Below are 23023 nucleotides of genomic sequence, written 5' to 3' on the forward strand. Positions count from 1 at the left end.
TCTTAGGCTCTGCTTGACGGATCATGTCTCGGCGCGTCGCAAAGACCGTCTCCTCCCGCTATCCTTGGTGTCTGGCCGCGATTACATACGAAGAGACTTGCTGCTTCGTCCGTGAAGACTCATGAGCACTCAACTTCAGACGCCGTTCGCCCGCTGCACTTGGACCCACCTCATCGACGGGCAGGACCGACCAGCAGGCGGCGGCAAAACGATCGACATCGTTTCTCCGGTTGATGGCGAGATCTTCGGCTCGCTTGCGGCCGGCGATGCTCACGACGTCGACGTGGCGGTCGACGCGGCACGCCGCGCTTTCGAGGGGACCTGGTCTTGGATGACGGCTCTCGAGCGCGGCCGGATCCTCATGCGGCTCGGATCTGCCGTCGAGGCGGAGGCCGACGCCCTTGCCGAACTCGAGAGCCGCGACAACGGCAAGCCGCTCGAACAGGCCCGCGCCGACGCGCTCGCGCTCGCCCGTTATCTCGAGTTCTATGGCAGTTCGGCCGACAAGCTGATGGGCGACGTGATCCCGTATCTCGGCACGCATTTCGTTGGTGTGGAGCGGGTGCCCCACGGGGTCGTGGGGCATATCGTGCCTTGGAACTATCCGATGCAGATCTTCGGGCGTTCCGTCGGCGCCGCACTCGCGGCCGGTAATACGTCGGTCGTGAAGCCTGCCGAGGACGCGTCGCTGACGATCCTGGCAGTCACAGCGCTCGCCCGGAATGCCGGAGTACCGGATGGCGTATTGAACGTCGTGACCGGATTGGGTTCGACAGCGGGTGCCGCCCTTGCGGGCCATCCCGGGATCGATTTCCTCTCCTTCACGGGAAGCCCTGCGACCGGCACCGCTGTGCAGGCCGCGGCCGCACGCAATCATGTCGGCGTCACGCTGGAGCTCGGCGGCAAATCGGCCCAGATTGTCTTTGCGGACGCGGATTTCGATCGGGCCCTGCCCTCCTTGGTCAATGCGATCATCCAGAACGGCGGCCAGACCTGCTCGGCCGGCAGCCGGATCCTGGTCGAGCGGAGTGCCTTCGATCGGGTGACCGCTGCCCTTGCGGATCGTTTCAGGGCCTTGCGGGCCGGACACCCACTCTCCGGGCCGGATCTCGGCCCGATGATCAATGCGGCTCAGAAGGCCAGAGTCGAGGGCTACCTCTCGGGGGCGGAAACCGAAGGCCTAATGGAGCTCGCGCGGGGCAAGATTGCGCCCGATGCTCCCACGGGCGGCTACTACGTCCCTCCTGTCATCTTCGCTCCTGCATCCCCGGACAGCATCCTGTCCCAGGAGGAAGTCTTCGGTCCCGTCCTCGTCGTCACGCCCTTCTCGGATGAGGCAGAGGCGATTCGGCTTGCGAACGGCACGCCTTACGGCTTGATTGCCGGCGTTTGGACACGGGATTCCATGCGCTCGCTCCGCGTTGCGCGAGCGATGCGCGTGGGGCAGGTTTTCGTCAACTGCTATGGCGCGGGTGGCGGTATCGAGCTTCCCTTCGGCGGTTTCGGACGTTCCGGTCACGGCCGCGAGAAGGGATTCGAAGGGCTCGTCGGCTTCACGACGACGCGCACGCTCGTCATGGCGCAAAGCTGACGACCGTGACGACAGGGGGGAAGCGATGAAACGGCTCGATGGAAAGACGGCTATCGTGACGGGGGCCGGCTCCGGCTTCGGACGCGGTATCGCAGAGATCTTCGTGCGCGAGGGAGCTCGCGTCGCGGTTCTCGATCTCGACGAGCAGGCTGCACAGGTCTCTGCAGCGGCGCTCGGATCGTCGGCCATCGCGATCCGTGCGGACGTGTCGAGGGAAGAAGATGTCGTCCGCGCGGTCGGCGAGACTCGTGAGGCCTTCGGAACGATCGACATTCTCGTCAACAATGCCGGGACCAGCCATCGCAACAAGCCGATCCTCGAAATCACGGAAGACGAGTTCGACCGCGTCTTCGCTGTCAATGTCAAGTCGATCTTCTTCTTTGCCCGGGCAGTCATTCCCTTGATGCGCCAGCAGGGCCGCGGGATGATCCTCAACATCGGATCGACGGCAGGACTACGGCCTCGCCCGGGGCTCACCTGGTACAACGGCACGAAGGGCGCCGTTCACGCGATCACGAAGTCCATGGCGGTCGAGCTCGCCCCGGATCGGATCCGGGTCTGCGCGCTCGCACCGGTGGCGGGAGAAACTCCGCTTCTCGGCACCTTCATGGGCGAGGATACACCCGAGAAGCGCGGTCAGTTCATCGGGACGATACCGCTCGGTCGCCTCTCGCGCCCCGATGACATCGCGAACGCTGCCCTCTTCCTGGCCTCGGACGAGGCCGACATGATCACGGGCGTCGTGCTCGAAGTGGATGGCGGGCGCTGTATCTGAGGACGGCCTCTTCCGTCGCCGGGCGGAGTGGGCTTAACTCGCGCCCTCGGATCCGGTGGACGCCAGACTAGCACCATGCTGCAACGCCCTCTCGCCATCGCGCTTCTCTTTTCGGCCTTCGCATTTCCGGCCGAGGCCGCGAAAACGTCGCTCGTCGTCGGGATGGCCATCGAGCCGCCGGGTCTCGATCCGACGATCGCCGCTCCCGTCGCGATCCGCGAGGTCACCTGGGTCAATCTCTACGAAGGTCTCGTGCGGATCGACCGTGATGGCCGCATCCGGCCGCTTCTCGCAAAGAGCTGGGAGGTCTCCCCTGACGGCAAGACCTACACGTTTCACCTGCAGGGCGGCGTGAAGTTCCACGACGGCACGACATTCGATGCCTCCGACGTGAAATTCGCATTCGATCGTGCCCGCGCGCCGAATTCGACCAACGCCCAGAAACAGATCTTCGCGCCCATCGAGACGATTGAAACACCGGATCCACTCACCGTTCGCATTTCGCTCACGGAGCCGTCCGGCAATTTCCTTTACTATCTGGGCTGGGGCGATGCGGTGATCGTGGCCCCGGAAAGTGCGGAAACGAACCGGGCCACGCCCGTCGGGACTGGGCCATTCCGGTTCAAATCCTGGATCCGGGGTGATCGCGTCGAATTCGTCCGCAACCCCGATTACTGGCAATCCGGCAAGGTAAAGCTGGAGAGCGTCACATTCCGCTTTATCAACGATCCGCAGGCGCAGGTCGCCGCGGTTCGCGCCGGTGACGTCGATGCCTTCCCGAATCTCGGAGCGCCCGAGCTCTTCGCAGAAATCAAGAAAGATCCGCGCTTCACCGCGGTTGCCGGCAACACCGAGGGTGAAATCGTCGCCGGAATGAACAATGCGAGAAAGCCGTTCGACGATGTGCGGGTTCGCCGTGCATTGATGCACGCCGTCGATCGCAAGGCTCTCGTTGAGGGGGCTTATTCCGGGTTCGGGCAGCCGATCGGCTCCCACTTCTCGCCGAACCATCCTGCCTTCGTCGATCTCACCGGGGTCATCCCGTACGATCCCGCCAAGGCGAAGGCGCTTCTCGAGCAGGCAGGCCATGGCAATGGCCTCTCGATAACGATCAAGACGCCGCAGATGGCCTATGCCAGCCGCTCGGCCGAACTTCTGTCTGCGATGTTCGCGGAGGTCGGGGTCGATCTCAAGATCATTCCGACCGAGTTTCCCGCTAAGTGGATCGAGGAGGTGTTCCGCAACAAGGACTACGACATGACCATCGTGGCCCACGCAGAGCCGCTCGACATCGATATCTACGCGCGTGACAACTACTACTTCAATTACCGCAACGAGAAGTTCAAATCCGTTCTTGCCGAAGCAGCCCGCACGACCGACGACAAGGCGCGATATGCGAAATATGAGGAGGCCCAGAGGATTCTCGCGGAGGACGTCCCTGCCCTCTTCCTGTTCCAGTTGCCGAAGCTCGGAGTCTGGAATGCGAAACTCCGCGGCCTCTGGGAGAACACGCCCATTCCGTCGAACGACGTGACGGAAGTCTACTGGACCGACTGACCGCCTTCATTGCACGGGGCCCGTGTTCGCTCTCATTCTCGGCCGCATCGCGTCGCTCGTCGTCACTCTGATCGCAGTATCTCTGGCGATATTTCTCGTCCTGGAGGTCCTGCCCGGCGATCCTGCGGCGATCATGCTCGGGACCTCGGCCCGAGAGGATACGCTGGCTGCCCTTCGGCAAGAGCTCGGCCTCGATCAGCCGGCCGTCGAACGGTATTTCCACTGGATCGGCGGCGTCATGCACGGCGACCTCGGGATGTCGCTCACCTACCAGATGCCGGTCTCCACGCTCATAGCGGACCGCTTCAGCGTGACGTTGCCCCTCAGTCTCCTCGCGATTGCACTCTCGACGCTCGTCGCGCTTCCTCTCGGAGTCGCGGCGGCAGCCTGGCGGGACCGTTGGATCGACCGGGGCGTCCTCGTCTTTACGCAACTCGGAGTTGCCATTCCCAATTTCTGGCTCGGTCTGATCTTCATCCTGATCTTCGCCACGGGCCTGAGGTGGTTCCCGGCCGGCGGATTTCCGGGTTGGGACGGGGGTGTCGGCCCGGCACTCGCGGCCCTCGTGCTTCCCGCCGTTGCGTTAGCCCTGCCACAGGCCGCCGTTCTCACACGCGTCGTCCGATCCGCAACCCTCGAAGTGCTTGGTGCAGATTTCGTGCGCACTGCGCGAGCCAAGGGATTGTCTCCCGGCAGAACCCTGCAGCGGCACGTCGTCCCGAATGCTCTCATTCCGGTGACGACGATTCTCGGTCTTCAGCTCTCGTTCTTCTTCGGCGGCGCCATCCTCGTCGAGAACGTCTTCAATCTCCCGGGCCTGGGAAGGTTGGCATATCAGTCTCTGAACCAGCGTGATCTCGTCGTCATCAAGGATGTCGTCATGATCTTTGCCGGTCTCGTGATCATCGTGAACACAATCGTCGATATCGGCTATCGCTTGCTCGATCCTCGCTTGCGAGCGCGCTCATGACGTCAGCGTTCGGAAGGCGCGAGACTCCATTCTCGTTCCGCATTTGCACAGCGGCCCACGAACGACGGGCACGCGCGTGAAAGCTCCGTTCAAAATACGAGCGAACATGCCACTCATCGTCGGAGGGCTGCTGACATCGATTCTGATCGCAGTCGCAGTGGTGTCGACCGTCTGGACACCCGAGGTCCCGACCCGTGTTCGCGTTGCGCTCCGTCTCCGTCCTCCCTTGGAAGCTGGCCTGCTCGGCACGGATCATTTCGGGCGGGACGTGCTGTCGCTCCTGATGGTGGGCGCGTGGAACTCGCTTGCGATCGCCTGGCCAGCCGTTCTGCTCGGCGCCGCACTCGGAATAGCGATCGGTTGTGCGGCCGCCGCCTTTCGGGGCCTCTTCGACGAGATCACGATGCGCGCTGCTGACGTTGTCTTCGCGTTTCCAGCCGTCCTGTCCGCCATCATGGTCGGAGCGCTTCTCGGGTCGGGCCCGCTTTCCGCGATCATCGCAATCGCTGCGTTCAATGTACCCGTCTTCGCCCGCGTTTCCCGAGGTGTCGCACTTCAGGTCTGGTCTTTCGACTACATCGCAGCAGCGCGCTCCGTTGGAAAAACGACGTGGCACATCACGCTGGAGGATGTGCTCCCGAACATAGCCGGCGTCCTCATCGTGCAGGTCACGATCCAGCTCGCCCTCGCGATCCTGACGGAGGCCGGGCTCAGCTATCTCGGCCTCGGAGTCCGGCCTCCGAATCCGAGCTGGGGCCGGATGCTGAGCGATTCTCAGACCTATCTGTCACAGGCCCCGCACCTCGCGATCGCACCGGGAGTGGCAATCGCCCTCTCCGTATTGGGGCTCAATCTCCTGGGCGATGGGCTGCGGGATGGGCTCGACCCCACCCTGCGCGCCCGCGAGAGCTGAAAGCCTGCTCTCAGAAGGTCGGCCATGGTCGCTGTGGAGGACGCATCTCTTCGAAGGCGCGGGACAGCCGAAGCACACCGATGTCATCGAAACGCTGTCCGATGATCTGCAGCCCGATCGGCAGGCCGTCGGAGGTGTAGCCCGCATTCACCGAGGCTGCGGGCTGCTCGGACATATTGAAGGCAACCGTGAACCCAATGTGCTCGAAGGGGTGTGCCGGATCGCCGACTGGCGATGCGAGCTCCGCCGCGTATGCGGATACCGGTACAACCGGGGAGAGAACGAAGTCGAACCTGCGGCAAGCTTCGACGGCCGCGTAGCGCATGACGAGCATTTGGCTCATGCCCTCGTAGACTTCGGCGCCGGTGAGCTCTCTGGCGCCTTCAGCCCAGGCGAGGATGTAGGGAAGAATCCGGCTCCGGAGATCCGGGTCGAGGGAGCCGATTTCAGACCAGGCGCGCTGCCGCCAGAAGCGGTCGAGACCGTCGAGCATGGAGCGGTTCAGAAACGGAGGCATCGCCTCTACCTGCGCGCCGGCATCCTCCATCAGGCGGGCAGCGGCTTCCACGGCAGCTTTGATTTCGGGCTCGACCGGCAGCCCGATACCGGCGTCGAGCATCAGGCCGATCTTCAGCCCTCGCACCGGGAGTGGCGCCACGCTCCAGTCCTGATCCATCGCTGGCGGCAGGCTCATGGGATCGCGAGGATCGGGGCGCGATAGAACCGCCATCATCAGGGCGGCATCTGCAACGGTACGGGTCATGGGGCCGGCGACACGTCCATAATAGGCCGGGTCAATCGGCACACGGCCGTTGCTGGGCTTGAACCCAAAGATCCCGCACCAGCTCGCCGGAAGCCGGATCGAGCCCCCGATATCCGTCCCGACATGGAGCGGGCAATACCCGGCCGCAGCCGCAGCCGCAGCGCCGGCGGAGCTGCCGCCCGGGTTCTTCGCGAGATCCCACGGATTGCGCGTCAATGGATGGAAGCTCGAGAGACCGGACGACAGCATCCCGTAATCCGGCATCGTCGTCTTGGCGATGATGACGGCACCCGCCTCGCGCAGGCGAGCGGCAGGGGGCGCGTCCTCGGCGGCCGGAAAGAGCGTAGTTGCTGCGGTTCCCAAGGGGACCGGCGTACCCCGTGTCGCGACGTTCTCTTTGATGGTGACGCCAATTCCTTCGAGTGCCCGCGCTTCGCCGCGCATCCAGCGCGCTTCCGATGCTCGCGCCGCGCGCAGGGCGCCCTCGGGATCGAAGGCAAAGAGCGCCCGCAGGCGGGGCTCTGCGGCATCGATACGGGCGATCGCCTCCTCTATGATCTCGACGGGCGACAGGCGGCGTTCCGAAAAGGCGGCGACGAGATCCGCAGCAGAGAGATCAGTGAAATCGCTCCCACCCGGCGGAACCTGTGATGACATCGTCGGCATGCGCGCCACGTTATCTGCCACGCGCCAATGCGCAAGGCGCGTTCGGAGGCTATACCATCCTGTTGCGATACCGGGACGGGATCAGGAAATGGCGGTCACAATCGAAAGCGAAGCCCTGCACGCCGAGATCTCTCCGCGCGGCGCCGAACTCACGGCCCTGAGACGCATCGGAACGGGCGACCTGCTCTGGAACGGCGACCCGGCATTCTGGACCGGACGCTCGCCTCTGCTCTTTCCGATCGTCGGGCGTGTTCGCGGAAACTACATTCAGGTCGACGATCGTCACTATCCGTTGCCCCAGCATGGTTTCGCGCGCACCCGAACGTTCACGCTCATCGAAACCGCTCGGGACAGGTGCCGCTGGTCGCTCCCTTGGGATGACGACACGCTCGCGCAATTTCCTTTTCCGTTTCGTCTCGAGGTGTCCTACCACATTAGCGGCACGACTCTGGCCATCGCGGCCGACGTGTTAAACGAGGGCGACGGAATCCTCCCCGTTTCCTTCGGTTACCACCCGGCCTTTCGCTGGCCGCTGCCTTGCGCGACTGGTCGCGCAGAGCACACGATCACCTTCTCCACGAGCGAGCCGGCAGGAATTCGTCGTCCCGTCGATGGCCTGCTGTCGGCCAACCGATACGAGTCACCGCTCGAAGGACAAAGCCTCGTGCTGCGAGACGGATTGTTCGAAGCCGGGGCGCTGATCTGGGACGAACTGGCGAGCCGATCAGTCGTCTACACCGCTCCCGGGGCCCCAAAGATCATCGTAGAATTCGATGGCCTACCGCAGCTCGGAATCTGGACGAAACCCGGTGCAGGTTTCGTCTGCATCGAGCCATGGCACGGATACGCGGACCCGGAGGGCTTCTCCGGCGAATTCCGGGACAAGCCGGGTCTCGCCATTCTGGGCACCCATGAGCAAAGGCGTTTTGCGATGACGATCCGTGTCGACTGAACCGGCCGCGAGGCCACGCGACGTCAGGACAATTTGAGCTTTGCGCCGGCTGCTGCTGCGGCCGCCCGCGTGGATACACCCAGGGTGCGGAACACGGCCGTGAGGTGAATCTTGACCGTTCCGAGGCTGAGGTCCAGGGCTCTCGCGATCTCCTTGTTCGTGCGTCCTTCGACAATGAGGCGAAGTACCTCTTTCTGCCGCGTCGTGAGCGGCAGCTCGATTGGAGCCGATGCTCCCGAGCCTGCCAAAGAGCCTATCGTCACCGGGACCTGTTCGCTCGAGATGTCGGCGAGCGAAACGGGGACATAGATCGTCCCATTGAGGATCTGGCGAAGGGCGTTGGTGATCTCCTTCAGCCCGAGCATCTTCGGCACATAGCCATGGACGCCCGCGCTGAGCGCCAGGAGAATGTCGTATCGACGGTTCGAGCTGGACACGACCGCGACGCGCAGATCGGGGAAGCATTCGCGCACGGCAAGCAGGCTGGCGGCGCTCTCCATCCCTGGCATGGCGAGGTCGAATAGGGCTATCCCGACGTCGGCGCCCTGCCCGAGCCGGTCCAACGCCTCATCGAGAGAGCCCGCCTCGATGACATGTTGAAATCCGAGGTCGGCATTGAGCACACTCGCGAGGGCCATGCGGACGAGCTCGTCGTCATCGGCGATCAGCGCCGTCCTGAGCGATGGTGCGGATGCGATACGCTGTCCGTCTGCGTCGCTCTCGCCCTGACTGCTACCGGAATACGGCTCACCGGAGGCCGGCGTCTTTTTCAATTGAGCGACAGAACTCATAGCATCCTTATAAGCTGAACTGAAATGGCCCGATCGCGGCATCCGTGGCGATGACAACATCGCCAATATGGCCACGCTCGGGTTAAATCTTGTTTGCCATCCGTGACCTAATGGACTCCGCTTGCATCATGCCCCAGTGCCGTTACTGCATGTCAAGCGCAGCAATTCTTCGGCAAGGTCTTCCCGGCCACCGGTTCGGATGCGAAGGAACTCGGTTGTAACTGCATGAAGCGGCGCGGGACCGTCGGGAATAGCCTCGTCCGACCTGCCGCTACGAGAGGGTAGTCATGAACAAGATCGATTTGAACGGAAGGGTGGCGATCGTCACGGGGGGCGCACGCGGCATCGGTTACGCGACGACACAGCGGCTTCTCGAATCCGGCGCCTCGGTCGCGATCTGGGATATCGACGCCGGGCGCCTGTCGGAGGCTGCTGCGGCCCTCTCTGGAGCCGGCAAGCTCACGACCACGGTTGTCGAGCTCACGGACGAAATCTCCATTGCCGGGGCGGTGCGTGCGGCCCTGGAGGCACACGGCCAGATCGACATCCTGGTGAACAACGCTGGGATTACCGGGGGCAACGGCCCGCTCTGGGAACTTGCGCCGGATGTCTGGCGGCGGGTCGTCGAGGTGAATCTCATCGCGCCCTATCTGACCTGCCGGGCGGTGGTCCCTGAAATGCTCAAGCGGCGCTGGGGGCGCATCGTCAACGTCGCCTCCATTGCCGGGAAGGAGGGCAATCCGAACGCTTCGCACTATTCCGCCTCCAAGGCCGGCCTGATCGGTCTCACGAAGTCTCTCGGAAAAGAGCTTGCCGAGAGCGGAATTCTTGTGAACTGCATCACACCTGCCGCAGCGAGAACCGAAATCTTCGATCAGATGACGCAGCAGCACATCGACTTCATGCTCTCGAAGATCCCGATGAAGCGCTTTTTGCAGGTCGACGAAGCGGCGGCGATGATCGGGTGGCTGTGCTCGGAAGACTGCGCTTTCTCGACCGGCGCGGTCTTCGACATATCGGGCGGACGGGGCGTCTACTGACCTCTGCGCCAGGTGCCCAGCCGATGAGGCTGGGCACCGGGTGGCCGATCGGGCTGAGCCTCGGGCCACAAGTCTTACCCGTCGTGAGATCACAAAAATGTGATCGCGTGCAGGAAGAAACGAGATGCGAACAGCTTGGTACGAGCGGAACGGACCCGCGCAAGACGTTCTGCAGGTCGGCACGATGGAGACGCCCGAACCAGGGCCCGGTGAGGTTCGCGTCCGGGTTCAAGCCTCCGGTGTGAACCCTTCGGACTGGAAGACGCGGAGCGGATCACGGCCGATGGTCGCTCCGCGGGTGATCCCGCACAGTGATGGGGCCGGCGTCATCGACCGGATCGGCCCAGGCGTGACGGACAGGAGGTTGGGCGAACGCGTCTGGCTCTGGAACGGGCAGTGGCGGCGTCCTTACGGAACGGCGGCGGAATACATCGTTCTGCCTGCGGCGCAGGCGGTTCCGCTCCCGGAGAATACGTCCTTTGCCGAGGGCGCCTGCCTCGGCATCCCCGCCCTGACGGCGCATCGTGCCGTTACGACCGACCGGCCGTGCTCGGGTGAAATCGTCCTCGTCACCGGCGGTGCCGGGGCGGTTGGCCATTATGCAATTCAGTTCGCCAAGCTGCTGGGAGCGGCGCAGGTCATTGCGACCGTGAGTTCGGCCGAAAAGGCGGAGCATGCGCGCGAGGCCGGAGCCGACGCGATCATCGACTATCGGACAGAGCATGTAGTCGAACGCGTGCAGGCGCTCACGAATGGGCATGGCGCGGACCGGATCGTGGAAGTCGACATCTCGGGAAATGCCCACCTCCTCCCGCAAATTGTCGCTCGTGACGGCTTGTGCGTGGCTTATGGATCGAACGGGCCGGACGCCACGTTCACCTTCGGCCCCATGATTCTCACTGGTGCGGCCGTGAGGTTCTTCATCGTCTATGAGCTGTCTGCCGAAGCGCGTCGGATCGGAATCGAAGATCTCACGCGCTGGCTGCAGGCGGGCGCGATGACCCACCGTGTGGCTGCCGAATTTCCGCTGGAGCGGATTGCCGAGGCCCATGAGGCCGTCGAGCAAGGGCGCTTCATCGGGAACGTCGTGGTCATTCCCTGACTCTGTGGCAGGGGATTGATATCGTTTACTGTCGCTGACGCGCTTGCTCCCGGAGGCTGAACCCGGCACATCGAGAGCATCGAGGAAAATGGCCGCGAGTCTCCCATGGGATTGATTACCTATCTGACCACGATCCGCTTCGAGGCTGGTGCGGCGCGGGACATCGGCTCGGATCTCACGACGCTGAAGATCGACCGACCTCTCGTGGTCACCGATGCAGGAATCGTCGCAGCAGGCCTCGTCGACAGGCTTGCTTCGGGCGCCCCGGCCCTGAAATCAGCGCCGGTCTTCAGCGACGTGCCGACCAATCCGACGGAAGAGGCTGCCCTGGCTGCGCTCGAAATCTATCGCGAGCAGGGCTGCGGCGGCGTGGTCGCGATCGGTGGAGGCTCACCGATCGACCTCGCAAAGGCGGTGGCCCTTCTGGCGACCCATGACGGCCCACTCGAAGCATATGCCGCCATTCTCGGCGGAATATCGAAGATCGGTCCCGCAGTCGCTCCGGCGATTGCTGTCCCGACGACAGCGGGAACGGGAAGCGAGGTGGGCCGCGCCGCGCTCATCACCCTGCGTGACGGCCGGAAGCTCGGTTTCATCTCCCCTCACCTGATCCCCAAACTCGCGGTCTGCGATCCGGAGCTCACCTATGGGCTGCCGCCCGGGTTGACGGCGGCTACCGGAATGGATGCCCTGACTCATTGCATCGAGACGTTCCTGTCACCGCGCGACAACCCGCCGGCCGAAGCCATCGCTCTCGACGGCCTCGCGCGCGCCGGCAAGTCCCTCGAGAAGGCGGTTGCGAACGGTTCCAATGTCGAGGCCAGGCAGGAGATGATGATGGCCGCCCTCGAGGGCGGCCTCACTTTCCAGAAGGGACTTGGGGCGGTGCACTCGCTTTCCCACGCACTTGGCGGCCTCAAGGAGCTGAAGCTCCACCACGGCACGCTCAATGCGGTACTCCTGCCGGCCGTGCTTCGGTTCAACGAGCCCGTCGCCGGCGAGAAATATGCTGCACTCCGTCGCGTTATGGGCCTTTCTCCCGAACAGGACTTGGCATCGTTCATCGAAGATCTGAATCAAAGGCTCGGACTTCCGAAGTCGCTGCGCGAAATGGGCGTGCCCAAGGACGTGTTCCCAGCCATGGCCAAAGCGGCAATGGCGGACCATTCGACGGCGACGAACCCGCGACCTGCAACAGAGGACGACTTCGCGGCTCTCCTGACGGCCGCCTATTAGGGCCCTGCGGATACGCTCGTCGCAGAGGAATCGAGGCGGTGGTCAGCCACCGGAACGTGTTACTCGTAGCCGAGTTGCGAGCCCGCATCCCGGCAGCAATCGCGTAGCGCCTCGAGCACGGACTTCTCGTCGATCATCGATCCATGGCGCTGCAGGCACGGCACGATAATGCTGCCCAGCGCATGCCCTGCAGGTCCAAGTACCGGACATGCGATGTCTGTGACGGCGATGATGTCGCGACTCGGGGCAATCTCATAACCGCGCTCCCGGATTTCGGCGAGCCGTCGGTGGATCTCAGGCGCGTCGAGCGCCTGCCGAGCCTCGGCAGGTGCATCCTTCATGAGTGCTCGAAGGCGGTGTTCCGGCTGGAAAGCGAGAATGAGCAATCCGGAATTCGCTTCCAGCGCCGGCCGCCCATAGCCGAGACGCACCATGACGCTTGCATCAAGGTGGCCGGTTGTCGTCGCCACCACGACCGTTTCTCCCCTGCTCAGCACAACGAGATGAGCGATCTGGCCGGTGCTCTCGCTGAACCGCTCCATGTACGGCAGCACCACGGAGGTCAGTTGACGCCCGCGCGGGGTCCGGATCCCGAGATCGAACAACCGCCGCGATAGCGCCAAGCGGTCCGTTCCGGGCTCACGCGTCAGGTATCCGCGCTGCAGCAGCACGAAAACCATCCGAAAGATCTCGCCCTTCGACCTTCGAAGCTGTTCGGCAATGGCGCGAGTCGAGAGCGGCTCCCCCGCCTGCGCGAGGAGTTCGAGGATATCGAGGCCCTTCTCCAGGGCCGGAGCCGAGTAGGGTCCGCGGCCGATCTCGCCCTCGTCCCGATTCTCTATGGAAATTTGCTTCATATCTGAAGCTTGACACCAAATGCGAACCACACCTAGCCTGTATTTCGCAATGGAAGGCGGCTGATGCGCATCTTTCCGACGAGTTCCACTTGCGTCGTGCTGGAATCAGCACCGCAACGGTCCCGCTGAGGCCGGGATGAAATACGGCCTCCAGTTCCGCGACGTTTTTGCGGCCTGGGAGGCGTTTCTCGATGGTGTGATCGTCACCCTCGTTCTGTCGTGCTCTGCGATGGTCGGCGGCCTCGTGATTGGCATTGCCTGCGCTGCGGCGCGCGTCTACGGGCCCGATATCCTGCGCCGCGTCGTGGTTGCCTACGTGGAGGTCATTCGCAATACGCCACTCCTCGTTCAGCTCTTTCTGATCTTCTTCGGCCTCCCGAGTCTTGGGATCAGACTGGATGGAATGACGGCTGCGATCATCACGCTCGTGATCAATCTCGGTGCATATACGACCGAGATTGTCCGTGCTGGCCTCGAGGCGGTGCCGCGATCCCAGGTCGAGGCCGGCGTTTCGCTTGGACTTTCGAGTCTCCAGGTCTTTCGATACGTGGTCCTGTTCCCGGCCCTGAAAGCAATGGTCCCGGCACTCGCGAGTCAGTTCGTGCTGCTATTGCTGGCGACGAGCATCGTCTCGCAGATTTCCGTGCCGGAACTCTTCCACGCTGCATCGATCGTGCAGTCACGAACCTTCCGCGACTTCGAAGTCTACACCGTCATCGGTGCACTTTACCTTGCGCTTGCGCTGCTGTTTCGAGGTGTATTCGCCGTCCTCTATCAGTGGGCCTTTGCACGGCGATGATCCGCTCCTTCGGCCTCATCGATGTGCTCTATCTTATTGCCGCCGCACGCTGGACTCTGCTGCTGACGCTCGTCGCTTTCCTCGGTGCATCCCTGGTGGGATTTTCCATCGCCTTGCTTCGCGTCGCACCATTAGCGCCCCTGCGTTGGCTTGCCGCTCTCTACATCCAAGTCGTCCAGGGCACGCCGTTGCTCGTGTGGCTTTTCCTGCTCTATTTCGGATTGTCGATCGTCGGCCTTGAGGTCAATTCATGGGCGGCAGCGGCGATCGCCTTTGCGATCTACGGTGGCGCTTTTCTTGGCGAGATCTGGCGTGGGGCACTTGGCTCGATCTCGAAGACACAGTGGGAAGCAGGCGCCTCGCTCGGCCTCTCGTTCATGGAGCAGTTGCGGCATGTGATCGTCCCGCAGTCGATCCGCGTCGCCATCCCGCCGACGGTCGGGTTTCTAGTCCAACTGATCAAGAATACCTCGCTCGCCGCTACCATCGGCCTCGTCGAACTGACCCGGGAGGGGCAACTCACATCGGCGGCGACCTTTCGGCCATTTGCGGTCTATCTCACGGTGGCGGCTCTCTACTTCGCCATGTGCTTCCCCCTCACGCAGTGGAGCCGCTCGCTCGAGCGGAAATTCAATGTCGCTCGTTGAGTTGAGCCGCGTCACGAAGCGGTTCGGAGCGCTTACGGTGCTCGAAGACGTATCCTTGACGGTCCAGAAGGGCGAAATCATCGCGGTTCTCGGTCGGTCCGGTTCAGGCAAGAGCACGATGCTCCGCTGTATCAACGGCCTCGAACGCATCCAGGGCGGTGAGATCATCGTCGACGGCATCAAGGTCAACGACCCGGATTGTGACCTGCGTGGCCTGCGCCAGCGTGTCGGTATCGTCTTCCAGAGCTTCAATCTCTTTCCGCATCTTTCGGTGTCCGACAACATCACCCTGGCGCCTCGGGTCGTAAAAGGTGCGGATCCGAAGGCTGCCCGCGAGCTGGCGCGCGAAGTCCTTCGGCAGGTCGGCCTGGAGGACAAACTCGATGCCTATCCGGATCAACTGTCGGGTGGCCAGCAACAGCGCGTCGCGATTGCGCGCTCCCTCGCGATGCATCCGAAGGTCATGCTGTTCGACGAGGTGACGTCCGCGCTCGATCCGGAGCTGACGGGCGAGGTTCTGAAAGTTCTGGAAGCCATGGCGAAGGGCGGGATGACAATGATCCTCGTCACGCATGAGATCGGCTTCGCGCGTCGTTTCGGCTCACGGGTGGTGTTCATGCACCAGGGTCGCATCTGGGAGGAGGGCGCGGCGGCCTCGACGCTCGCCAAGCCAGGCACCCGAGAGCTCGAAACCTTCCTCAGTGCGGTCCTGCACTGAGGCCAACCCGGAGGAACAGAACATGCGCTCAATTCTTGCGGCGATTGCCGCAATCGCCATCGGGCTCTTCGGCGCGGCCGAAGCACGAGCCGACAAGCTGCAGGATATTCTTTCGAAGGGCGTCGTTCGAATCGGCGTTCCTCTCGATGCGCCGCCCTTCGGCTCCCAGGATGCCAACCGCAATCCGGTCGGCTTCGATATCGAAATGGCCGAGATGGTCGCAAAAGCACTCGGCGTGAAGCTCGAGATGCAGCAGATCACCGGTGCGAACCGGATTCCCTTCCTTCTCACCGACAAGGTGGACATCGTCATCTCGGTGATGGGACTTACGCCCGAGCGGGCCAAGCAGATCCAGTTCACGGCTCCCTACGCCAATACGTTCCTGGCGGTATACGGGGCCAAGTCCCTGCAGGTGTCAGGGCCCGATCAGCTCGGCTCGAACAGACTTGCCGCCGCGAAGGGTACCACCCAGGAACTCGCCATCAGCGCCGCCAACCCAAAAGCCAACATCATGCGGACTGAGGACGACGCGACGGCGGCTGCCGCCTACATCTCCGGCCAGGCGGATCTCATCGCGACCAATAGCATCGTCGCTCAGGCGCTCGCGAAACAGAACCCGAGCAAGGAATTCGACCGCAAGTTCACGATCCGGCGCAGCCCGGCGCATATGGGCGTCCAGATGGACCAGCACAATCTCGTGCGCTGGCTCGACAGCTTCATCTTCTTCAACACGATGAACGGCGAATTGGACCGGTTGCATCGCAAGTACCTCGATATGCCGATGGATCCGCTCCCGACTCTGTGAGCCGTCTCAACTCAGCCGGGCCCTCTCGCCCGGCTTCCCTCTCCGAGGAATGGCCCGATGCCGTTTCTGCTAATCTCCATCCGTGTTGTCAGATATGCCCGCTTCAGCCCTGCAGCCGAGATCATCCAGCGCCTTCATGACCGTCGATCCGGACCGCAACGGAAAGCAGGTCGGCTTCATCATGATTCCGCACTCGCCGCATGACGATGCATGGGGCGTAACGAGGATCCCGATCGCGGTCATCAAGAATGGCGAAGGCCCGACGGTCATTCTCGAAGGAGGCAATCACGGCGACGAGTACGAGGGGCCGATCACGATCTGCGACCTCATCCGCGAACTCGATCCCGGACAGGTCCAAGGTCGCCTCATCCTCATGCCCGCGAACAACGTCCATGCCGTGATCGCGGGACAGAGGACCTCTCCGGTCGATGGCCTCAATTTCAATCGCACGTTCCCCGGCGATCCCCGGGGCACGATCACTCAGCAGATCAGCGCGTTCATCACGGATCATCTCTATCCGATCGCTGACGCATTCATCGATCTGCATTCCGGAGGTTCATCCCTCGACATCATCCCGAGCGCCATCGTGGAGCCGACAACGGACCCGGGCCTCCATCGCCGTAATCTTGCGGCAGTCCAGGCCTTCGATGCTCCGATGACCGTGGTGATCAGCAATCTCGGCGAACCCCGTACCGCGACGGCAGCCGCCTGCCTGGCCGGGCTCGTCACGGTCGGAACCGAGATGGGCGGCGGCGGGACCGTCTCCCTCGAGGCGCTCGAAGTCTGCCGTCGCGGCGTCCGCAATGTCCTTGCCCATCACGGCGTCCTGCCCCTGGACGAAATCGAGCCTCGACGTCAGGACGGGCAGGTCCTCGAACTCCCAGGAACGTCGGCATATGTCTTCGCGACGGCAGATGGCATCTTCGAACCGCTGCACTCGAATGGCACGAGGGTAAGCGAGGGCCAGCCCGCCGGACGGATCCATTTTACCTGGGATCCGACGCGGCCGCCGGAGACGCTGCACTATGCGGCTGATGGAATCCTCTACGGCCGTAGACAGCCCGGTCGAGTGAGGCCGGGCAATTGCTGCCTGGTCGTAGCAGCACCCTACCAAGGGAGTCTCTCTTGATCACGATCAGTGACGTTGCCGCAGCACGGGAGCGCATCGCTCCATTCATCCGCCACACGCCTGTCCTCCCGGCAACCCAGATGCGGGACTCCGACGGCCTCGACGGGCGCGTCTCGCTCAAGCTGGAGCTTCTCCAGGCCGCCGGCTCATTCAAGGCACGAGGGGCTATGAACCGCCTCAAGACGCTCTCGCAAGACCAGGTTCAGAGAGGACTCGTGACCGCTTCCGGGGGCAATCACGGGCTTGCCATTGCCCGCACAGCTCATGTCGCCGGCGTCCCAGCAACGATATTCCTGCCCTCGAATGTCGTCGCCGACAAGATTGCAAAACTGAAGGGCTGGGGGGCGGCAGTCGAAATCATCGGCTCCGTCTGGGACGAGGCCAACGAGGCTGCGCTAGCCTTTGCTGCGAGGTCCGGAGCGACCTACGTGCATCCATTCAGTGATCCGATCGTTGTGGCTGGCCAAGGTACGCTCGGCCTCGAAATCCTCGACGATCTTCCTGACGTGGACGTGATATTGGTTGCGATCGGCGGTGGCGGTTTGATCAGTGGGGTTGCAACCGCCGCCAAGGCACTTCGTCCCGAGGTCAGAATCATCGGCATAGAACCCGTGGGTTCGCCAACACTCCAGGCCTGCCTCCGGGCGGATCAGGTCGTCACCCTGGACACCATCACCACACGCGTGGCAACGATGTCGTGCCGCCGCACCGACGAGCCAATCTTCGAAACGGTCAGACGCAATGTCGACGAGATCGTGCTTGTATCCGATGAGGAGATGCACGAGGCGGCGCGCTGGCTCTGGTTCGAGTTCGGTATTGCGGCCGACCTCTCGGGCGCAGCCTCAGTGGCTGCACTGAGAACGAGGCGACTTTCACTATCCCCGGCCGCCCATGTTTGCGCCATAATCTGCGGTGCCGGAACGGACGCAGTTGCATAGTCAGTGCGCACAGTGTTTCCCTCACCTCGCCCCCGCCAGGGGCGAGGTGAGGGGGCGGCAGCCTGCGCGTCACCGCTTCCTCGACGGGAGTGGTCGCCCCGAAGGGGCGGATAGGGGTGGCGGCGCCCACGCTGGGAATAAGCACACCCCACCAAGAGCAACTAAGCCACGAACTTTTCTCCGAGTTCATCCTCGATATGAATCCGGATGATCTCGTCGAAGCTGTCTTCCGCCTTGAATCCCAGGCTTCGGGCTCTTTGCGTATCGAATTTCTGCGGCCAGCCTGCAACAATTCTCTCGATTGTCGGATCGCTCTCGCGGCGGATTCGGCTGACGACGCGGTCTCCGGCGATGCGGCGCAAAGCCTCGATCTGCTCGGCGACCGTCACCGATACGGATGGCATGGTGATATTCCGCCGAGGGCCGAGCCGCTCGCCGTCGATCGTCGCTGCGTGCATGAGGAAGCCCACGGCCGAGCGCGGTGATGCATGCGAGTGGCGCACGCTGTCCGGGACCGGCAGGATCGCCTCCTCCCCGTTCAGGGGCTCACGAATGATGTTCGAGAAAAAGCCCGATGCGGCCTTGTTCGGACGACCGGGTCGGACGCAGATCGTCGGCAGACGAATCCCGACCCCGTCGAAGAAGCCGCGGCGCGTGTAGTCTGCGAGGAGCAGTTCGCCGATTGCTTTCTGCGTGCCGTAGCTCGTGAGTGGCGTGAGGAAGAATTCATCCCCGATCGCCTCCGGGAAGGGGGCACCGAACACGGCAATCGACGATGTGAAGACGACACGAGGGTTATAGCCTGCGATGCGGCGGATCGCATCGAAAAGGAATCTCGTCCCGTCAAGATTGATGCGGTCGCCTTTCTCGAAATCCGCCTCGGCCTCGCCCGAGACGATCGCGGCAAGATGAAAGATGACGTCCGGGCGACCGGCAATCAGCCGTTCCGCCTCGCCGGGTTGCGCGAAGTCCGATGCGGAAGCTTCAGTTTGAAATGATGCGCCGTCGGGTGCGGATGGCTCCACGACATCGTGCAGGGTGGCGCGCGTGATCTCTCGTCCGCCGAGATGCCCGTCCCGGGCGAGGCGTTCGAGGAGCTTGCGGCCTACCATTCCGGCAGCGCCGAGAACGAGGATATGCATGGCGACGGTCCCTAACTGTCTCGTTTGATGAAACGTGCGTCAGCACCGGGATATCATGATGCGCCCGAATGCGATGCACGGAATCGCTCGAACCATCCGAGGCCGTCCTCCGTGCGCCCGCGCGGCCGATACTCACAGCCCACGAAACCATCGAAGCCGGTCTCGTCGATCACGTCGAACAGGAAAGGATAGTTCACCTCGCCTGAATCGGGCTCGTGCCGCTGGGGAACGCCCGCGATCTGGACGTGAGCCGTAATGTCGGCATTCGCCCGGATCCGCATGGCGAGGTCACCCTCCGAGATTTGCAGGTGATAGAGGTCGAGCTGGAGCTTCAGATTGTCAGCCCCGACCTCCTGGATGACTTGCCGCGCAAGAGCCGTCGTATTCATCAGGTAGCCTGCGATATCCCGGGCATTGATTGGCTCGATGAGAAGGATTCGGCCTGCGGCGCGGCACTCCGATGCTGCGAAAGCGAGATTGTCGAGATAGGTTTCATAGATCTCACCGTCCGGGCGACCCGCCGGCCTCAGGCCGGCCATGCAGTGCACCTTCGGACAATCGAGCGCCTCGGCATATGCCAGCGCCTGCCGAACTCCGGATCGAAACTCCTCCACCCGATCGGGCAGGCAGGCGATGCCGCGCTCCCCGGCCCCGAAATCGCCCGGCGGCAGGTTGAACAAGGCCTGCGTCAGCCCATGCTCTTCGAGGCGGGCTCGGATCTCCTGTGGGTCGAATTCATAAGGAAAGAGGAACTCGACAGCCTCGAAACCAGCCTTCGCTGCAGCGCCAAAGCGATCCAGGAACGGCCGATCCGTAAACATCATCGACAGGTTTGCAGCGAAACGGGGCATCGTTGCCTCTCAGGAATCTCGAGCCGCGGACTCGGCGATGAGTGCCCCTGCGAGCACTGCCGCGAAGCCCTCGAAACAATAGGACAAACGGCTTTGTAGGTCTCCCCGGTCCCTTCTGCTACGGGGTGGCGAAATCCGCACTACCCCGACCATGAGATCGCAGGTTCGACGGCGCATGTGCGCGGCGAAACACCCGAAAGGCTGCCTTGGATCCAGGTCCTGATGGGATGGCTCATGGAGCGGAGGTGGTCGAAAGGCCTGCCACATCATCGGCCAGCGTGCGCGCCCGTCAACGCAGGTTCTCGAGGCCCTCGCAGTAAGGCCCCTGCCCGATTTACATGTTAGAGCAAACGTGGCGCAGCACCTTCAGCCCGATATCTCGCACTGATGGCGTTTGCTCACGCGGCGGTGCGCCGCTGCCTCTCCTCTTCTGCCATTATGCCCCGGCGCATTTCGTCGGCAGCCTGACGCAGAGCAGACACCATCAAATCCGTGCTGTTCTCGCTCACGAGATCGAGTTCTCGGCGCATCGATGCAATCGCTTCTTCGGCAATCGCGAGCTTCCTCTCGAGTCCGGCAATTTCTTCGAGCGCCCGCTCGAACAGCACCGCATCCCGCGGCGGGCCTTGCTGCGCCTCCGCGTTGAGAAGCACGTAGCGCAGGGCCGCATGCGGCGGAAGATGATAGCGCATCACGCTGTCGGCGGAGATTCGCCGGTGCCAATTGCTCTGTATGGCCTGATGCCGAGCGGAAATCGGATCGCACCCGAGAAACTCGCCCAGTTCCTCCTCGTCCAGCCAGACCTGCGGCATGCTCATCCCCTATCAACGTTGCCGCCAAGGTCGCCCCGATCGGGTGAACGATATGTTGAATGCCCACAGTGCCCGGCCGACATCGGCTTCAAAGGGTTAACCGGGTTGTAACACCCGGTGCTCGGCGCGGATGCGTCGGTAGGGATAGCTCAAGGTACCCGTCGCCTTTGCAAGGGGACGGCCAGAGCCTCCTTTCCCCATCATGGCCGCGCAGGATCGGCGGGCTCGATCTCCGGCAGTCAGGACTTTCGCCGGCGAGGTCGCCGCAAGCGCCCGCCGACTGCGCCGAATGTTGCAGCACCGACCAGAAGCAGAAGTCCGAGAATGATGGCGGGCATGATTGCAAGAATGCTTTCAATCGCCGTGTGGTTCGATTGGGCGTCACGAAGTCGGCGCGACTGTGTCCCGCATGATGCGACGGGGCGTGCCAACGCGGCAAACCCGCGTATAGAGGCCAAGACAGCCCCAGCACCTGGGCCGGCGTGGTTGAACCATCACCTCCGACCCCCTCTCCCCACTCCCGACCTCGCTCGGTACATCCGACATGATGTGCGCACCTCGCCTGGAAGCCTGCCAGAGAGCATCCAAAGGCGAAGGTATACGTCCGAAATGGGCGCTTGTGACCGGCAGACCTCGGACGATTATATCCAGGCCCTGGAGGTTGCCCGTGGCTCGGTACTTTTTTCACCTGTTCGGAGGTCCCGATGTCATCCTCGACGAGGACGGCATCGAGATCGGAGATTTTGAAGAGGCACGTACCGAGGTCAAACGAACGATCGGACAATTGCAGTGCGAAGATCCTGCCGAGGCCAGCAAGTGGAAAGGCTGGAATCTGGAAGTCGTCGACCGCTTCGGAAAGGTCGCTTTGTCGATCAGCCTCGATGAGAAGCCTGAGCGACTTCATAGCGCTCGGCCACAACTTTGAGACGTTGGCGATCGGCCAATTCCTTGAGCATCTTGCGAATGTGCTCTTGGATACGCTTGCCACATTCAGAAGAGGGTTCTCGATCACTCTTCATGGCTGGCCCCCTTGGGCATCGACGGGGTGTCTCGGACGTCGACGTTACGAATTAGATACTACGGTTGACGTTTCGTAAATGGCGAAAATTGATGTGATGAGCCGGAAAGCGCAGTTTTGCTAACGCGGAAAGTCTTGCTGGCCACATGGCCTATGACTATTGGCCAGTTCTTGCGGCGAAACTACTTTCGAAATGATAGGGCCGATCTGTTACCTGCTTCCCTCTGCCGAGATGCTTCCGGCGAACAGGCAGGAACTGGTCCTCCGAAGTACCGGGCGCTTTACGCTCCGAGCAGGCGAATAAAGAATACGGAAAAGCGTTCACGCCGGAACGCCTGGAGGCAGCTACTCGCTGCGTTCCCTCGGTTGGCGCGGTCTGATCGGCAGAGTGATTGTGATCGTCTGACCTGTCGTTGGATCGAAGATGGTCATTCTGCTGCCTGTTTCAGCTGCACGCGACTCTCCGGGCCAAGAGATGCCCAGCGGTAGAGGCTCAATTCAAGTGGAGACAACACACGCGCCTCGGAACCGAGGACGGAGCTTAACCTATGAGAGTCGCCGCTGCCTGGCTGTGACATCGAAGCCACAAAGCTCACATCCCGCTCGATGTCTGAAACGGCCATCCGGGCGCCTGGGGAGCGCCGCCGGGACTGCGTCAGTCTGCAACTCGGTACTTTTGAAACTTGGCCAGGCAATAGCTGGAGCGAGAGGATTTGAGCCTCCGCCCCTGAGCAGAATTATGTTGGCCACTTCACACGTCCTCGCGTGTTCGATTGGTCCTGTCAGGTATGGATTCACCACGCTCGACTTCATGCCGGCTCCCGACACCGTGCCCGCTGGCCGGACGCCCTTGCTGGCCTTGCAGGCGGGGGATCGTGAGGCGGTGCTGCGCCTGGTCTACGCGGCCAGCGGGACGGCTTCGGGTGACACCACTGTGACCAGCCGAGGCCC

At 62.8% G+C, this 23023-nt stretch carries 22 protein-coding genes and 1 pseudogene; 17 read left to right on the forward strand and 6 right to left on the reverse strand.

Features of this window, described 5'->3' with window-relative positions; translation table 11 throughout:
- The first annotated feature begins 121 nt into the window (after nucleotides 1–121).
- The 5 genes from BN1233_RS19305 to BN1233_RS19325 all read left to right on the forward strand — a co-directional run bounded on the left by BN1233_RS19305 (nucleotide 122) and on the right by BN1233_RS19325 (nucleotide 5806).
- Nucleotides 122–1591, forward strand: coding sequence for an aldehyde dehydrogenase family protein (locus tag BN1233_RS19305; protein ID WP_046865229.1), 1470 nt, complete (start codon nucleotides 122–124; stop codon nucleotides 1589–1591).
- A gap of 25 nt (nucleotides 1592–1616) precedes the next feature.
- Nucleotides 1617–2366 (forward strand): glucose 1-dehydrogenase, encoded by a 750-nt coding sequence (locus BN1233_RS19310; protein ID WP_046865230.1) that lies wholly within the window; start codon nucleotides 1617–1619, stop codon nucleotides 2364–2366.
- A gap of 75 nt (nucleotides 2367–2441) precedes the next feature.
- Complete coding sequence (locus tag BN1233_RS19315) at nucleotides 2442–3923, forward strand: ABC transporter substrate-binding protein (RefSeq protein ID WP_046865231.1); 1482 nt, start codon at nucleotides 2442–2444, stop codon at nucleotides 3921–3923.
- A 22-nt stretch (nucleotides 3924–3945) separates the two neighbouring features.
- Nucleotides 3946–4893, forward strand: coding sequence for an ABC transporter permease (locus BN1233_RS19320; RefSeq protein WP_046865232.1), 948 nt, complete (start codon nucleotides 3946–3948; stop codon nucleotides 4891–4893).
- A gap of 106 nt (nucleotides 4894–4999) precedes the next feature.
- Nucleotides 5000–5806 carry an ABC transporter permease gene (locus tag BN1233_RS19325; protein ID WP_046865233.1) on the forward strand — a complete coding sequence of 269 codons (807 nt, stop codon included), beginning with the start codon at nucleotides 5000–5002 and terminating at the stop codon, nucleotides 5804–5806.
- Between the two features lie 10 nt (nucleotides 5807–5816).
- Here BN1233_RS19325 and BN1233_RS19330 read toward each other — a convergent pair whose 3' ends face one another.
- Nucleotides 5817–7235 (reverse strand): amidase, encoded by a 1419-nt coding sequence (locus BN1233_RS19330; protein WP_244470622.1) that lies wholly within the window; start codon nucleotides 7233–7235, stop codon nucleotides 5817–5819.
- Nucleotides 7236–7323: 88 nt separating this feature from the next.
- Here BN1233_RS19330 and BN1233_RS19335 point away from each other — a divergent pair, with 88 nt between their 5' ends.
- Nucleotides 7324–8187, forward strand: a complete 864-nt coding sequence (locus BN1233_RS19335) for an aldose 1-epimerase family protein (RefSeq protein ID WP_046865234.1) — start codon at nucleotides 7324–7326, stop codon at nucleotides 8185–8187.
- A 23-nt stretch (nucleotides 8188–8210) separates the two neighbouring features.
- Here BN1233_RS19335 and BN1233_RS19340 read toward each other — a convergent pair whose 3' ends face one another.
- Complete coding sequence (locus tag BN1233_RS19340) at nucleotides 8211–8978, reverse strand: LuxR C-terminal-related transcriptional regulator (RefSeq protein ID WP_082145546.1); 768 nt, start codon at nucleotides 8976–8978, stop codon at nucleotides 8211–8213.
- 287 nt (nucleotides 8979–9265) lie between these two features.
- Here BN1233_RS19340 and BN1233_RS19345 point away from each other — a divergent pair, with 287 nt between their 5' ends.
- The 3 genes from BN1233_RS19345 (at nucleotide 9266) to BN1233_RS19355 (ending at nucleotide 12356) form a co-directional block, all read left to right on the forward strand.
- Nucleotides 9266–10018: an SDR family NAD(P)-dependent oxidoreductase gene (locus BN1233_RS19345; RefSeq protein WP_046865235.1), complete on the forward strand. Its 753-nt coding sequence runs from the start codon at nucleotides 9266–9268 to the stop codon at nucleotides 10016–10018.
- A gap of 124 nt (nucleotides 10019–10142) precedes the next feature.
- Nucleotides 10143–11120, forward strand: coding sequence for an NADPH:quinone reductase (locus BN1233_RS19350; RefSeq protein ID WP_046865236.1), 978 nt, complete (start codon nucleotides 10143–10145; stop codon nucleotides 11118–11120).
- 105 nt (nucleotides 11121–11225) lie between these two features.
- On the forward strand, nucleotides 11226–12356 hold the full coding sequence (locus tag BN1233_RS19355; RefSeq protein WP_046865237.1) for an iron-containing alcohol dehydrogenase: 1131 nt from the start codon (nucleotides 11226–11228) through the stop codon (nucleotides 12354–12356).
- 59 nt (nucleotides 12357–12415) lie between these two features.
- On the opposite strand, the gene BN1233_RS19360 is transcribed toward BN1233_RS19355, so the two are convergent.
- Nucleotides 12416–13213: an IclR family transcriptional regulator gene (locus tag BN1233_RS19360; protein ID WP_046865238.1), complete on the reverse strand. Its 798-nt coding sequence runs from the start codon at nucleotides 13211–13213 to the stop codon at nucleotides 12416–12418.
- Nucleotides 13214–13349: 136 nt separating this feature from the next.
- Between BN1233_RS19360 and BN1233_RS19365 the strand changes: the two genes are divergently transcribed.
- The 6 genes from BN1233_RS19365 (at nucleotide 13350) to BN1233_RS19390 (ending at nucleotide 18249) form a co-directional block, all read left to right on the forward strand.
- Nucleotides 13350–14012 (forward strand): amino acid ABC transporter permease, encoded by a 663-nt coding sequence (locus BN1233_RS19365; protein ID WP_046865239.1) that lies wholly within the window; start codon nucleotides 13350–13352, stop codon nucleotides 14010–14012.
- The gene (locus tag BN1233_RS19370) at nucleotides 14009–14659 is read left to right on the forward strand and encodes an amino acid ABC transporter permease (RefSeq protein WP_046865472.1); all 651 of its coding nucleotides are present in this window, start codon (nucleotides 14009–14011) and stop codon (nucleotides 14657–14659) included. The genes BN1233_RS19365 and BN1233_RS19370 overlap by 4 nt, the downstream gene beginning before the upstream one ends.
- Nucleotides 14646–15377, forward strand: coding sequence for an amino acid ABC transporter ATP-binding protein (locus tag BN1233_RS19375; RefSeq protein WP_046865240.1), 732 nt, complete (start codon nucleotides 14646–14648; stop codon nucleotides 15375–15377). The genes BN1233_RS19370 and BN1233_RS19375 overlap by 14 nt, the downstream gene beginning before the upstream one ends.
- Nucleotides 15378–15399: 22 nt before the next feature.
- Nucleotides 15400–16182, forward strand: a complete 783-nt coding sequence (locus BN1233_RS19380) for a transporter substrate-binding domain-containing protein (protein WP_046865241.1) — start codon at nucleotides 15400–15402, stop codon at nucleotides 16180–16182.
- Nucleotides 16183–16318: 136 nt separating this feature from the next.
- Nucleotides 16319–17311 (forward strand): succinylglutamate desuccinylase/aspartoacylase family protein, encoded by a 993-nt coding sequence (locus tag BN1233_RS19385; protein ID WP_244470621.1) that lies wholly within the window; start codon nucleotides 16319–16321, stop codon nucleotides 17309–17311.
- Nucleotides 17308–18249: a threonine ammonia-lyase gene (locus BN1233_RS19390; protein ID WP_046865243.1), complete on the forward strand. Its 942-nt coding sequence runs from the start codon at nucleotides 17308–17310 to the stop codon at nucleotides 18247–18249. The genes BN1233_RS19385 and BN1233_RS19390 overlap by 4 nt, the downstream gene beginning before the upstream one ends.
- A gap of 161 nt (nucleotides 18250–18410) precedes the next feature.
- On the opposite strand, the gene denD is transcribed toward BN1233_RS19390, so the two are convergent.
- The 3 genes from denD to BN1233_RS19405 all read right to left on the reverse strand — a co-directional run bounded on the left by denD (nucleotide 18411) and on the right by BN1233_RS19405 (nucleotide 21054).
- Nucleotides 18411–19391, reverse strand: a complete 981-nt coding sequence (denD, locus tag BN1233_RS19395) for a D-erythronate dehydrogenase (protein ID WP_046865244.1) — start codon at nucleotides 19389–19391, stop codon at nucleotides 18411–18413.
- A 53-nt stretch (nucleotides 19392–19444) separates the two neighbouring features.
- Entirely contained in the window at nucleotides 19445–20242 is a 798-nt protein-coding gene (gene otnI / locus BN1233_RS19400; RefSeq protein ID WP_046865245.1) for a 2-oxo-tetronate isomerase, read from the reverse strand.
- 398 nt (nucleotides 20243–20640) lie between these two features.
- Nucleotides 20641–21054 carry a hypothetical protein gene (locus BN1233_RS19405; protein ID WP_147707389.1) on the reverse strand — a complete coding sequence of 138 codons (414 nt, stop codon included), beginning with the start codon at nucleotides 21052–21054 and terminating at the stop codon, nucleotides 20641–20643.
- Nucleotides 21055–21721: 667 nt separating this feature from the next.
- Here BN1233_RS19405 and BN1233_RS19410 point away from each other — a divergent pair.
- Together BN1233_RS19410 and BN1233_RS49155 are read left to right on the forward strand one after the other, a co-directional pair.
- Complete coding sequence (locus tag BN1233_RS19410) at nucleotides 21722–21979, forward strand: DUF6894 family protein (protein ID WP_046865247.1); 258 nt, start codon at nucleotides 21722–21724, stop codon at nucleotides 21977–21979.
- Nucleotides 21980–22811: 832 nt separating this feature from the next.
- Nucleotides 22812–23023 (forward strand): annotated as a pseudogene (locus BN1233_RS49155) (hypothetical protein); the annotation flags it as partial.

Origin of the sequence: Microvirga massiliensis (assembly GCF_001006805.1) — a bacterium.
GTDB classification, from domain to species: domain Bacteria; phylum Pseudomonadota; class Alphaproteobacteria; order Rhizobiales; family Beijerinckiaceae; genus Microvirga; species Microvirga massiliensis.